At 36.2% G+C, this 12,519-nt stretch carries 11 protein-coding genes, 1 tRNA gene and 1 pseudogene; 7 read left to right on the forward strand and 6 right to left on the reverse strand.

Annotation, left to right across the window (positions count from 1 at the left end; translation table 11 throughout):
* Positions 1-60 precede the first annotated feature (60 nt).
* The 6 genes and pseudogenes from J500_RS00435 (at position 61) to J500_RS00460 (ending at position 5,157) form a co-directional block, all read left to right on the forward strand.
* Positions 61-136 (forward strand) — tRNA-Arg (locus J500_RS00435).
* A 163-nt stretch (positions 137-299) separates the two neighbouring features.
* A pseudogene (locus J500_RS17020) lies at positions 300-515 on the forward strand (type II toxin-antitoxin system RelB/DinJ family antitoxin); the annotation flags it as partial.
* A 504-nt stretch (positions 516-1,019) separates the two neighbouring features.
* Positions 1,020-3,101 (forward strand): polyphosphate kinase 1, encoded by a 2,082-nt coding sequence (gene ppk1 / locus J500_RS00445; RefSeq protein WP_004996892.1) that lies wholly within the window; start codon positions 1,020-1,022, stop codon positions 3,099-3,101.
* Between the two features lie 54 nt (positions 3,102-3,155).
* Positions 3,156-3,386, forward strand: coding sequence for a hypothetical protein (locus J500_RS00450; protein ID WP_004996894.1), 231 nt, complete (start codon positions 3,156-3,158; stop codon positions 3,384-3,386).
* Positions 3,387-3,885: 499 nt separating this feature from the next.
* A complete protein-coding gene (locus J500_RS00455) occupies positions 3,886-4,749 on the forward strand; it encodes an alpha/beta fold hydrolase (protein ID WP_004996896.1) in 864 nt (287 codons plus the stop codon).
* Positions 4,750-4,953: 204 nt separating this feature from the next.
* Positions 4,954-5,157: a hypothetical protein gene (locus J500_RS00460; RefSeq protein ID WP_004996898.1), complete on the forward strand. Its 204-nt coding sequence runs from the start codon at positions 4,954-4,956 to the stop codon at positions 5,155-5,157.
* Positions 5,158-5,338: 181 nt separating this feature from the next.
* Here J500_RS00460 and J500_RS00465 read toward each other — a convergent pair whose 3' ends face one another.
* From J500_RS00465 to J500_RS00480, 4 genes are all read right to left on the reverse strand, one after another.
* The gene (locus J500_RS00465; protein ID WP_004996899.1) at positions 5,339-6,730 is read right to left on the reverse strand and encodes a sensor histidine kinase; all 1,392 of its coding nucleotides are present in this window, start codon (positions 6,728-6,730) and stop codon (positions 5,339-5,341) included.
* 8 nt (positions 6,731-6,738) lie between these two features.
* Positions 6,739-7,425 (reverse strand): response regulator transcription factor, encoded by a 687-nt coding sequence (locus J500_RS00470; RefSeq protein WP_004996901.1) that lies wholly within the window; start codon positions 7,423-7,425, stop codon positions 6,739-6,741.
* Position 7,426: 1 nt separating this feature from the next.
* A complete protein-coding gene (locus tag J500_RS00475) occupies positions 7,427-9,085 on the reverse strand; it encodes a phosphoethanolamine transferase (protein ID WP_004996903.1) in 1,659 nt (552 codons plus the stop codon).
* Between the two features lie 100 nt (positions 9,086-9,185).
* Complete coding sequence (locus J500_RS00480) at positions 9,186-9,785, reverse strand: phosphatase PAP2 family protein (RefSeq protein WP_228130662.1); 600 nt, start codon at positions 9,783-9,785, stop codon at positions 9,186-9,188.
* A 285-nt stretch (positions 9,786-10,070) separates the two neighbouring features.
* Between J500_RS00480 and J500_RS00485 the strand changes: the two genes are divergently transcribed.
* Positions 10,071-10,613 carry an undecaprenyl-diphosphatase gene (locus J500_RS00485; RefSeq protein ID WP_004996910.1) on the forward strand — a complete coding sequence of 181 codons (543 nt, stop codon included), beginning with the start codon at positions 10,071-10,073 and terminating at the stop codon, positions 10,611-10,613.
* 186 nt (positions 10,614-10,799) lie between these two features.
* Here J500_RS00485 and J500_RS00490 read toward each other — a convergent pair whose 3' ends face one another.
* Together J500_RS00490 and J500_RS00495 are read right to left on the reverse strand one after the other, a co-directional pair.
* Positions 10,800-11,237: an META domain-containing protein gene (locus J500_RS00490; protein WP_004988425.1), complete on the reverse strand. Its 438-nt coding sequence runs from the start codon at positions 11,235-11,237 to the stop codon at positions 10,800-10,802.
* Positions 11,238-11,979: 742 nt separating this feature from the next.
* Positions 11,980-12,423 (reverse strand): universal stress protein, encoded by a 444-nt coding sequence (locus J500_RS00495; protein WP_004988418.1) that lies wholly within the window; start codon positions 12,421-12,423, stop codon positions 11,980-11,982.
* Positions 12,424-12,519: the final 96 nt, after the last annotated feature.

A 12,519-nucleotide genomic window follows, 5' to 3' on the forward strand; every position in this document is an offset into this window, starting at 1 on the left:
AATTAGTCTTGCTTATTTACTTTACCCCATGCGTTTTTTTGCCTATGATGTGCCACGCATGCGCTCATAGCTCAACTGGATAGAGTACAGGTTTCCGAAGCCTGTGGCGTGGGTTCGAGTCCCGCTGAGCGCACCAATTAGCCCAATTAAAACAATAACTTGTGTTTTTGTGCAAGTGTGAATTATGGCGTTTTGGGAAATAAATCTTCCTAAAATGCCATTAAAAAGTTATATGTAGCATGCTATGGCAACTGCTTTAGACAAAAATGATTATGTACGTGTAAGAGCATGATTTAAAAAATCAGGCTGAAGACACCTTAGTGCAAGTTGGACTTAGGAGTTCAGAGGCAATACGACTTTTACTGACACACGTTGTTAATCCTGAGCAATTTCCGCGAGAGTTAAAAATACCAAATTTAATCACCATCGCAGCCATGAATGCTGATCCCGAGCCTGCAACCTATCATTCAGCTAAAGCGCTATTTGCAGATTTAGGTGATGAAAGTGACGATTAGAATCAAAAAGCAATTTGGAAAAACCTCGTTAAAAGTAAAGCCCAGGTTTGAACGTGGGTTTTTCAATTCCAATACATTATTTTTCTTAACATCTTTGGCATGCGCCTTGCCCAAACCCAGTAAAGTCTCCTGATCTTCAGGGCTTAGCTGTTGTCGCATTTTCCTAATTCATTATGTTGGCTGTAAGGCAAATATAATGGTGAAGGCATATCCTTATGTGTAATTTTTAAAATAAAATTTGCGGCCGCTTGTTATAGCTAGTTTGTACCTCATGATTTATTTTAACTTTTTTTCAAAATTCATTTTTTATATTTATCATGTAAATATTTTATGGATTTGACAATATCTTCTATAAACTCACCAAATGACAAAACTTTCGCCTTTATGTAACATCAATGTCATAATTTTGTTTGACAATATAAATTCTAATAAAATCCAATGGTTAATTTATAAAATCTTAACTTTTTATTTATTAGATATAATAAGCTAGGTAAAGAGTCAGATATGAGTTCATTAACAAGATTAAATAAATCATCAAAACATACTGTGCAGACTTATATCAATCGGGAGCTTTCTTTACTCGAATTTCATAAAAGAGTATTGGCTCAGGCAAAAGATTCAGATTTTCCGTTATTAGAACGCTTAAACTTTTTAATTATATTTTCCAGAAATTTAGATGAATTTTTTGAAATTCGAGTCGCGGGCTTAAAACAGCAATTGGCTTTATCTCCACATTTGACTGGTGCCGAAGGCATGCCAGTTCAAGAGGTTTTGCAGCAGATTTCCGAAGTTGCCCATGAGGCGGTAAGAGAGCAATATCAAATATTGAATTATGACCTTTTGCCACAGCTTCAGGCACATGGTGTGCATTTTGTTCAGCATGAAGATATTCTTGAGAAGCACAAGGCGTGGATCAAAGAATATTTTATCAATGAAATCCAGCCTGTGGTAACGCCCATTAGTCTGGACCCATCACATCCCTTTCCCAGATTAGTTAATAAAAGCCTAAATTTTATTGTGACTTTAGAGGGAAAGGATGCTTTTGGACGCAACATTGATTTGGCTGTAGTCCCTGCTCCAAGATCATTGCCACGTCTCATCAAGATTCCAGAACATGTCTCTGGCGCACCAGAACATTATATTTTGTTGTCTGCCATCATTCATGAACATATTGCTGATTTATTTACTGGGATGAAAGCGACTGGATGTTATCAGTTTAGGCTCACAAGAAATGCAGATTTATCAATATCAGAAGACGTAGAAGATCTGGCCCTGGCGTTGAAAGGGGAGTTATCCTCACGCCGCTTTGGTAAGGAAGTACGACTAGAAGTCAGTAAAAAATGCCCACAGGAAATTGCAGAATATCTGCTCAGCAAATTTGATCTTGAGCAAGAAGATTTGTATTACATTCAAGGGCCTGTAAACCTGGCACGTTTTATTTCAAATTTTTCTATTCCTGCACTTCGATTCCCTGTTTACACTCAAAATCTACCTCAAGTTTTATATAGCAAGAAACCCATTTTTGAGACATTAAAAAAAGAGGATATCTTGTTACATCATCCTTTTGATTCATTTGCACCTGTCATCAAACTTCTAAAAGATGCTGCTCATGATCCAAATGTGCTTGCCATTAAGCAAACCTTGTATCGAAGTGGTGCTGATTCAGAAATCGTTCAGATATTGGCAGAAGCTGCACGAAATGGTAAAGAAGTGACGGCTGTCATTGAACTACGTGCACGTTTTGATGAGGAGTCGAATATTGAAGTCGCCAATATCTTGCAAGAGGCGGGGGCTGTTGTGGTGTATGGAATTGTTGGCTATAAAACCCATGCCAAGATGATATTGGTGGTAAGACGCGAAGCTAACAACATCAAAAGATATGTTCATTTGGGAACAGGGAACTATCACGCCACCAATGCTAAAATTTATACCGATTATGGACTCATTACTGCCGAAGAAGCCATCTGTGAAGACGTACATAAAATCTTTATGGAGTTAACGGGCATGGGGAAAATGGCAAAATTAAAAAAACTACTCCATGCCCCCTTTACATTACATTCACAACTGATGAATTTGATTGATCAGGAATTTGAAAATTGTAAGGCGGGTAAAAAAGCCCATATCATTATTAAAGTGAATGCATTAACTGAACCTGATTTGATCCAGAAACTCTATGAAGCTTCACAGGCAGGTGTACAAATTGATTTGATTATTCGTTCGATCTGTTGTTTAAGACCTCAGGTCAAGGGCTTATCTGATCATATATCTGTGCGTTCTATTGTTGGACGATATCTGGAACATACACGTGTGTATTATTTTTATCATGCGGGGGAAGAATTGTTGTATTGCGCCAGCGCGGATTGGATGGGACGTAATCTATTCTCACGAATCGAAACCTGCTTTCCTATTGAAAATAAAAAACTGAAAGATCGTATCTTGCAACAGGGTCTGGTGAATTATTTAAAAGACAATCGACTGGCATGGCAACTTGATGCAAATGCCAAGTGGACTCAATGCCAGCCCAAACCAGATCAACCTGTTTATATGGCTCAACAACAGTTGATGGATTGGAATACGGTAGGCTAGATATCAAATTTAAGGCTATTCTTACAAACACAATATTATAACGTAAGGTGAATTATGGGTATTTCGAGTGCTAAAGAAGTGAATCAGCAAATTGAAGCCTTTGAGGCAAAAGGGGAAAAAGCTAAGGTTCTGGAAATAGGCTATAAAACCTATGCCAATTTGGTGGCGGACGATAAGTTTGCTGACAAGCTGATTGAATCGAATCAGAATACTAAGCAAAAATATTATAAAAAAATAAAAATTCGACTAGTCACAGAAAAACATTATTTTGAAGTCAAAGGCTAGGGGGAGAGCTTATCCTATAACCACATAGATGACTTTGATGCCGCCCTCAGTAAATTCATATTTTGATAATTTAAAATGTAGGTTTTCATTAAAGAATTCCCACATCGCCATAATCGAAGGTAATTGTGTAATGATCTCAGTTTTCATGATGATTGGATTGTTGTAATGATGAATGAAAGCCAAAATAACATTGATCTAAACCATGAAATATTGAAGTGATGTTGTTAATTTAGGGCGATTCGCAACCAAATGTAGATTTTGCATTAATAATGTGACTCAATCATGACCGCACTATTTAATTGCTTACCTCAATATTCAGTGCATCGCTTTATTTTATTGATGATCTCTGGTTTTTCATGAGAGTAAGTGTTCATGGCATAAAAACGTAAAGTCTACACAGCTTCACGTACTGTATAAAATATCAACATTTTAGCTTTATCAATTTAAACTGATCACACGTAGATTCAAAAGGGTATGCCATCTTAAAGGAATAATACCCATGTCAGTCACTGAAAATGAATATGAAACACTCGATGTAAAAGCACAACTTTATATAAAAGACTGGGGACAGGGCGACCCTGTTATTTTAATTCATGGCTGGCCTTTATCCTCTGATAGCTGGGACTGGATTGCGATGAAAATTGTCGAAGCTGGCTATCGTGTCATTCATTATGATCGACGTGGTTTTGGGCGCTCTGAACAAACATGGTCTGGGTATCAATACGACACATTGGCAGACGATTTGCGCGGCATCATTGAAGACAAACAATTAACAGATGTTACGTTGGTTGGTTTTTCAATGGGAGGTGGAGAAATCGCGCGTTACTTAAGTCGCTATCAGGCACAAGATATTAAAAAAGTGGCTCTGATTTCATCCGTTGTACCCTTTCTATTAAAGACTGAAGATCATCCCGATGGTGTCGATGGGTCAGTTTTTCAGGAAATGATCGAAGGGTTATTGGCTGAACGTCCAAAGTTTTATAGCGATTTCTTTAAAGACTTTTATGGTGTTGGCTTACTCAAACATGCTGTTAGTGATGAGTTCCTTAAATGGAATACACAAGTTGCCATGCAGGCAAGCCTTAAAGCCACAGTAGATTGTGTTCGAGCCTTTGCCTATACTGATTTTAGACCAGATCTTGCTGCGTTCACCGTACCTTTATTGGTGATTCATGGCACCGCAGATAAAACAGTACCGATTGAAGTCAGTGCACATGCGGTGAAAAAAGCGATACCAAATGCGACCCTGATTGAATATGAGGGAGAACCGCATGGCGTCCTAGCCACCCAACAGGAGCGGGTTGCACAGGATTTACTTCACTTTCTGGCAGATGAACAAACGCATTTAACGAATCCATTTTGATTTAAAGTTTAAAGAAAATGAGCCACGATATTATTTACAGTGATGCTTCATTTCCTGCATGAAAACTTATTTTGAAATGACCGACTATAAAATTAATGTATTAGACTTCTTTCATCAGTGTTAAAGCCTTTTTATCTTTTCCTCATTAAGGAGAAATAAAAGGGATTTATGCAAGAAGTCTATTTCTATTAAGGATAAAGACTCATGATAGACGAAGAACAACCTTTAAATTTCGATGATGATAATGAACCTTTGGATTTTGAAGATGAAGAATTCATCGATGATAAAAAAGAAGATGAATTGTACAATGCAATTACCAAAGATGGTTCAAGTATTGATCCAGCAGAGGATGGTGAACGTCATATTCGTCCAGAAGATGGTGATCCTATCGAAGTTGAAGAAGAGTAATGCCATAAAGAGCCCAATGAGTTGTTGGGCTCATTTAGCATCTAATTTGTATTATTCAAATACAGCATGACTTTTTCTTGAAAGCTGATCTAACTTCATAAAATCATGAAGTTAGATCGACCTCATGAATCAGGCGGGATAATTTTTGAATGTTTGTGCAACTTAGTTATTGTTTATAAAACTATGTGTTGGCATCTCTATTTTGTTTAAAAGTCAGGACGACTTTCAAACCTGTTAAGCGCTCTGAACTACTAAGTTGCATCGTAGCATCAATGGCTTGTAGGGCCGATTGTACGATGGAGAGCCCAAGCCCACTTCCTATAGCTTGATGCTGAGTTTCAACCAGTCGAACAAAACGCTGCATAACATATTCATATTGCTCTGGTGCAATTCCACTACCACTATCATGAATTTCCACCTGACAATGCTCGTTTTCTGCACAGTATATTTTAATCAGAACCAGACTTTGTGCGGGGCTATATTTGATCGCATTATCAATCAAGTTAATCAAAATACTATCTACGGTATTGCGAGTTGCCCATATATTTAATTCCTCAGGCGGACTTTGAATGTCGACTTGTACATCCATATTTTTATGATGTGCTTTGGCAAGCAATTGACCGACATTACGACGCGTCGCGTCTACAAGATTCAATTTTTCAAGAGGTTCATGTTGTTGAACCTCTTGGTGTGCCAAAGCCATTAACTGTTCAACTAAATGGGTCATTCGATCTAGGCTATGTCTTAAGTCTTGCAAATTTTCATGATAGGTTGAGCTATTGCGTTGAATTTTCATCAACAATGAGCTTTGCAGATTCAAGGCAGTAAGCGGGGTTCTTAATTCATGTGCAGCGTTCGCAACAAAAAGTTGTTGTTGTTTTTGTGCGTTTTCAATTCTTTTAAATAAATAATTTAACTCATTGATCGCAGGGGTAAGTTCAACGGGTAAATCCTTAACATGAATCTCGGATAAATCATGATAATCCCGTTGTGCAAAAGTCACACTGAGCTCATCGATCGATCTTAAGTGATGGCGTATGAGCCGATACACTGCATAAATTGCAAATGGCATGAAAAAAAGATAAGGAATAAGCATATTAAATGCCAGTTCCACGGCCAGATGACGGCGGACTTTGATGAGCTGGCTAATTTGGATTTGCTTATCTGCAAGTGGTAATACATAAATCTTTAATTCACCCCGAGAGGTTTTATGTTTGGAGAAATGTGCTGAATTTGAATACGGCAAAATATAGTTATGATGCTGACTGATGTACTCAAGTTCATTTTTAGGAATAATGTCGATAAAGACATCGGTTTCATCATATTGTTTGTGAGGATCAAAGCTAGAAAGACGATTTGAAAGATTATTTTTATCCAGAAATTCTGCCATTTCCTGCATTTGGCGATCAATGACTTCCTGTGATTCTTCAAGAGCGATCCGATAGGCAGCTATACCAATGATAATCAGCAAAATAATACTAAAAATCGAGATGCTCCATGACATTCTCGAACTAAGTGGCAGGTCACGATAAATTTGCTTGAGTCTGTTGTAATTATTGTAAAAAGGGGGCATCTCAGCAGCTACCCTGAAACTTTTGGTGTATCTATACAATAACCCAGACCACGAACGGTACGAATAAAATCTTTGCCTAATTTATATCTAAGATTATGAATGTGTACTTCAATGGTATTACTGCTGATGTCAGTATCCCAGTTATAAAGTTTTTGTTCGAGCATTTGTCGGGAAAAAATCTGATTGGGATACATCATCATGGGTTCTAAAATTGCCCATTCTTTGGCTGAAAGTTCGATTTTCTTTTTTCCTTTTATGACCCGATGCGTATTTGGAAAAAGTTGAACATTGCCCACTTTAAAATGAATTTCTTCGAGTGAATTGTAGTTTCCACGCCTTAAAACAGATTCAATTCTGGCAATTAACTCATCAAAATCATAGGGTTTAACAATATAATCATCAGCCCCCAGTCGGAGTCCCTGAATCTTGTCACGATTTTGGTCACGCGCACTGATAATAATCACCCCCATCTTATTCATATCGACTTGTTTGCGAATATGTTTAAGGACTTCCAACCCTTCTAGTTCGGGCAATCCAAGATCTAACAGTACAATGTGATAGGTTTGACCGAACAAATAATCGAGGGCTTCTAAACCTGTTTTCGCCCAATCAATTTCAAATTTTTCGTGTTGAAACAGCTGGTAGGTTGATTTGCCTACCATTAAGTCATCTTCGATATATAAAATACGGATCACTTTAAACACTACCTCCACATTGTGCGAGTAAATCGAGTTGGCGATTGAGTACTTTGGTTTGAATATTTAAAAAACTCAATAAAGTTGGAAATAAATTATCCTGACTCACTGCATGATCCTGTTGTTTACTTAAACAATTCTGAATTTTTTGATGTTCTGGCCATTGTTGTGAGGTCCAAAATAGCATGGGAATATGAGTTTGTTCTTTAGGTGCAATAAAATAAGGCGTTCCATGCAAATATAAACCGCTTTCTCCAGTGGATTCACCATGATCAGATAAATAAATTAATCCAGTAGGCACACCTGTTTGTCGTAATACACGAATCGTACTGGCTACAATATGATCAGTATATAAGATCGTATTATCATAAGTATTAATCAATGACTGATGATCACAATTTTGAATATTATTGGTTTCACAAACAGGTAGAAATTTCTTAAATTCATCAGGATAACGTTTATAGTAGGCTGGGCCATGACTCCCCATTTGATGTAATACAATGAGCTGATTTTGCTTCAAATGCTGAGTATCAAGTTGTTTTAAATAATCAGAAAGTGCTGCCAATAATGCGCCATCATGACATTCACCATTTCCGCACCATTTTTTATAAGCAGGCTCATCTTTGGGCACGATATAATTTTTTATGCGATCACAAGTGCCTTTGCATCCTGAATTATTATCAATCCATGTGACTTGATAACCTGCTCTTTGAGCGATATCCAGTAAACCTTCACGGTGTGAGGCTAAAGCAGCGTCATAGTTCTTGCGAGGCATTCCAGAAAACATGCAGGGTACAGACACCGAGGTTTGTGTTCCACATGAGGATGCCTGATTAAAATTGACAATATCCAACTGACTGAGTTCAGGATTGGTTACTTTGGCATAGCCATTTAAACTAAAATTTTGCGCGCGCGCAGTTTCACCGACCACCAAAACCATAATTTTAGCGGGTTGTTGGATCGCATGATTGACTTGATGCGCATCTTCACCATAAGGTATTAAGGGTAGATTTTGTTCTTTTGTACTTTTATGTGCATAACTCCAGCTACTCGATAAAATATTTAAAGGAGAAATTTGGGCTTTTAATTCACGATTTTCCCGAAAAATAGGCGCGTATTGACTATAGAATGAAAACAAACCAAGACCCATAATAAACAAAGCAATGATCAAGCTGATTGATTTATCAAGAACAAGGCCTCTAATACTCTGAATGGGTTTGATTTTTATATAAAATACAACGATTAATGGTAAAACAACGGTCTGAATGATCCACAATAAAAAGGGAACAGATAATAAATCAAACGCTTCATCGACATCTGTTTGCATGACATTTTGAATTTGATCAGGATTAATATTTACACCCAGTTGATTGACAAAATAAGATGAAAGTCCTGTCAATACAATTAAGACCACGGCAAGTGCTTTGGCTGAATGCTGCCAACTAAAAATCTGTAAGACAAAGAAATAAAATCCGCTTAAGATTAAAAAAGTCACAAAAACAAAAGAGTATTGAATAAACCCAGAAAAAGAACTAAAAGAGCAAAGATGTTCATAGAAACCAATATTGGTGAAACTGGCCAACCAGCTGGCGACCAGAATATTAAACATTCTTAGAGAGACGGAGATTCGTTTAAGCTTAAATAGAGTAGTCATACGCATAATTTCAGCTAATTGATGCAGATGCTCTATTTAAAACTGATAAGATTAAGAAATAATTAGATTAAATTTGATTAAAAATCAATAACTAATATTAATTTACTTAATTCTTGTTATAAATTGAGAGGGCCTTTAAGTGATAAGACCAACGTATTTGCCATACTTTATACAAGATAAAATCAATGAGCCATGACCACCAGAGTGCCCATAAGTTATGACTTAAAAAGTGAGCACCACGTACCATTTGAACCGCACTCATTACTATACCCATGATCAAAGCGAACGCAAGTCCATATCGTGCCAGCTTGGGATAAAATGGACGATAAGCAAAATATAAAATGAGTAAAGAAAATCCAGCAGACGCTTGACCGCCTGGGAAACACTTACCTCGCGAGCTTAAAGGTTTGAGCCAGTCGACATGTTTTTGATTGATTTGTAAAAGTGCCCAAGGGCAGGCATGTATTGATTGGGATTTGAGTAAACCGATTACTGCAACAGAAATCATCATTCCAAGTACCACAACGCCACTGATCGAACGCCACGGTGAGCGTGATTTTTCAATTGATAATTTTAGCCAGACAACAGCATGTATGATTGCAATCACAATCACGAGATTTTTTAAAAATTCATGTCCAACTTTAACTAAAAACCAGTTTTCCCTTAAGTAATATCCTGAATGATCTACCCAAGGAAGACTGAGCATTTGATCTACTGACCCAGCAACAGGTATGAAAATTAGCATCAAGAGGGCAGTAGAGAACAATAAAATAAGATTTAAACAGTCAAATTTTTTTAAATGCAAAGCCACTTTTACTAGATCCAAAAGTATATCTACCTAAAGAATAAATAACCAAGATTAAGTGTTTATTAGGAATTAATTGATTTTTTCTAATTGATTTTTCAATAACTTATTGCGAATTAAATCTAAGGAACACTTAATCTAAAATGAGTCTAATAAACGAAGTGATTTGGCTTTTATGACCGACTTATGTTTATTTCCACTTTTAATCATTGTGTATTTTTATGGATCAATGCATCTGCTACACCAGCACCATTTTTATTAAAAATGGCTATTTTTATCTCACATGATCTGATTGGTATTTATCTACTTTTATGTACCGTTTTATTGATTAAAGGGAATTCAAATTATAAAAAAGCCTATTTACATAGTTTGCTGCTGGTTCTGATCGGTGTGTGTATTGCCGCCATGATTGATCACTTTTATTATCATGCGAGACCATTTGCATTGGGATTAGGGCATTTGCTGATTGCTCATAAAGCAACAAATTCTTTTCCAAGTCATCATACGCTAACGATTAGCATATTGGCATTTTCTTTTTTATATCAAGGCTGCCAAAAACTAGGGGCTATTGCTATTCTGATTGCAGCTTTGGTTGGATGGTCACGTATTTATTTGGGGGTACATTTCCCTTTGGATATTGTTGGAGCAATGATTTTGGCATTTGTTCTTGTGAATTTTTATATGCGAAGCAGAAACATTTTAGTTTTCAAGATGAAACAAACGGCTTAACTTCAAACTAAAGTCAGCGAAGGATTTCGCTAGATAAGATATGTTGTGATAAATAGTTTAAATCACAAGACTTTTTTATTTTTGTTTGTGGGAGAAAAATGAAGAGGGTTTAAACAATGATCAAAGAAATCTAATATTTACCATTAAATTAAAAGCTCCCAACTTATCATTGGGAGCTTTACTTATTTATTTACTTTTTAATTCAACTAGAACTTTTCCGTCTTTATTTAAAAGTTCTAATTTTTTCTCAGAAACTTTATAGCTTGTAGTTTGCTCTAAAGCATTAGAGAATTTTTCTGGAACATCTGTTGCAGATAAACAAGCCATTTGAGTTTTTGCTAACTGAGTGAAAGCAATTTGGGTACCTTTGACGGTGTATCCGCCCATTAGACGATTACAACCATCAGAACCACTCAATGCACTATTGTCAAACATTAGGGCAGCAACATTCGTCGTCTGAGCTGGATTGACTTTGTATTCTACGCCATTGATTTCAGTCACTAGCCACAGTTTATTTTGTAGCATTGCTAGATTTCGGTCGGTAGATGGATTGGACATTGTGGCACAACCTGTCATGGCTAATGCAGATACAATACCAGTCGTCATCATGATTTTTTTTAACATGTTTTTCTCCAATTCAATTTTATTCAGTTCGTAAAGATGAGTGATTTATTTTTGATAATGAACGTGGAACAAACCAACTTAGGCATTCTAAGATAAAAATATGCTTTTAATTCATTATTTTACTGTTTAAGTACAATTTTAGAATATTTAATAAGAATTGCTGCAAAAGCTCACAGTTTATTTCGTTTGTTTACATAAGTTGTGTCTTTAAATGAAAATATTAAAGAAAGGCAAAAGGGTATACTTCGATTCGGATTTTTATTGAGCATCATCACTGTTTTACATTTTAATTATGTGTAAATTTTTTTTTATTAAATTTGGGTATCTCCTATGCGTCACTTTTATCTCGGCTTTTTAATTTGTGCTTTGCTTGGTCTGTTCTCCTGTATATTCTTGATTTTGGGAATTTTGAATATGGATAAGATTCTTCTTGGGGTGGGGTTATTGTGTATTATTGCAACATGGTTAGCCTATAAAGAATTTGATGTAGCATTCCATTTTCGTCAAAGAGACTAATAAAATAATTGAGTAAAACTTGATCGATTTAGTAATAAGTGCTATCTTAAAAATAAGGTATTCATATACTGCTTGGTCTATAAGAGTTCATTCTCGGCCAAGATAAACCAGATATGGTAACCTCGATTTGTAATTAGCTAACAACAAACAATATTTGAGGATATTCACTCAAGTTGTTTTGGTTCTAGAAAAGCCCGTAAAAACGGGCTTTTTAGTGGGTTTAAGATTATTTTTTTACAATTAAAACAGGTAATTCTGTATTTCCAAGTACATCTTGCGCAAAGCTACCCAAGAAGAATTTTTGGAATCCTTTACGGCCATGTGAACCCATCACAATCAAGTCAACTTTTAAGTCTTCCGCTGCTTGTAAAATACCTTCTGATGAGACTTCACCTTTGATAATTTGAGTCTCAATCTCAATACCTAATTCAGTTCCAATAGTTTCAGCTTTTGCCAGAGTTTCCTCTGCTTGTGCATGAGCTTCTACAAAGTAATCTTTCATTACAGGGGAAACATAATAAAAATCGACACCGCTAAATGGATCAACGGCCAATAAGCTGATTGCTGTAATTTTACTGTCAAATGCTTTTGCAATAGAAGCGGCTTGTTTAAGCGCAGCGAGAGAGATATCAGAGCCGTCAACTGGAACTAAAATGTGTTCATATTTCATGATGTATTATTCCTATGTAAATCAATCATTGTTATAAATCTAAAGTGCAATCTCTGTTGAAATAGAAACTACGTATGCACCTTTAGTCTTCATCAT

This window comes from Acinetobacter sp. 479375, from assembly GCF_000581715.1.
Taxonomy (GTDB): domain Bacteria; phylum Pseudomonadota; class Gammaproteobacteria; order Pseudomonadales; family Moraxellaceae; genus Acinetobacter; species Acinetobacter ursingii.

Bases quoted from the DNA above. Each gene is read 5' to 3' on its own strand.
- J500_RS00450 (WP_004996894.1), top strand. From the start codon at position 3,156: ATGGGTATTTCGAGTGCTAAAGAAGTGAATCAGCAAATTGAAGCCTTT.
- J500_RS00460 (WP_004996898.1), top strand. From the start codon at position 4,954: ATGATAGACGAAGAACAACCTTTAAATTTCGATGATGATAATGAACCT.
- J500_RS00490 (WP_004988425.1), bottom strand. From the start codon at position 11,237: ATGTTAAAAAAAATCATGATGACGACTGGTATTGTATCTGCATTAGCC.
- J500_RS00465 (WP_004996899.1), bottom strand. From the start codon at position 6,730: ATGCCCCCTTTTTACAATAATTACAACAGACTCAAGCAAATTTATCGT.
- J500_RS00480 (WP_228130662.1), bottom strand. From the start codon at position 9,785: ATGCTCAGTCTTCCTTGGGTAGATCATTCAGGATATTACTTAAGGGAA.
- J500_RS00475 (WP_004996903.1), bottom strand. From the start codon at position 9,085: ATGCGTATGACTACTCTATTTAAGCTTAAACGAATCTCCGTCTCTCTA.
- ppk1 (WP_004996892.1), top strand. From the start codon at position 1,020: ATGAGTTCATTAACAAGATTAAATAAATCATCAAAACATACTGTGCAG.
- J500_RS00485 (WP_004996910.1), top strand. From the start codon at position 10,071: ATGTTTATTTCCACTTTTAATCATTGTGTATTTTTATGGATCAATGCA.
- J500_RS00495 (WP_004988418.1), bottom strand. From the start codon at position 12,423: ATGAAATATGAACACATTTTAGTTCCAGTTGACGGCTCTGATATCTCT.
- J500_RS00455 (WP_004996896.1), top strand. From the start codon at position 3,886: ATGTCAGTCACTGAAAATGAATATGAAACACTCGATGTAAAAGCACAA.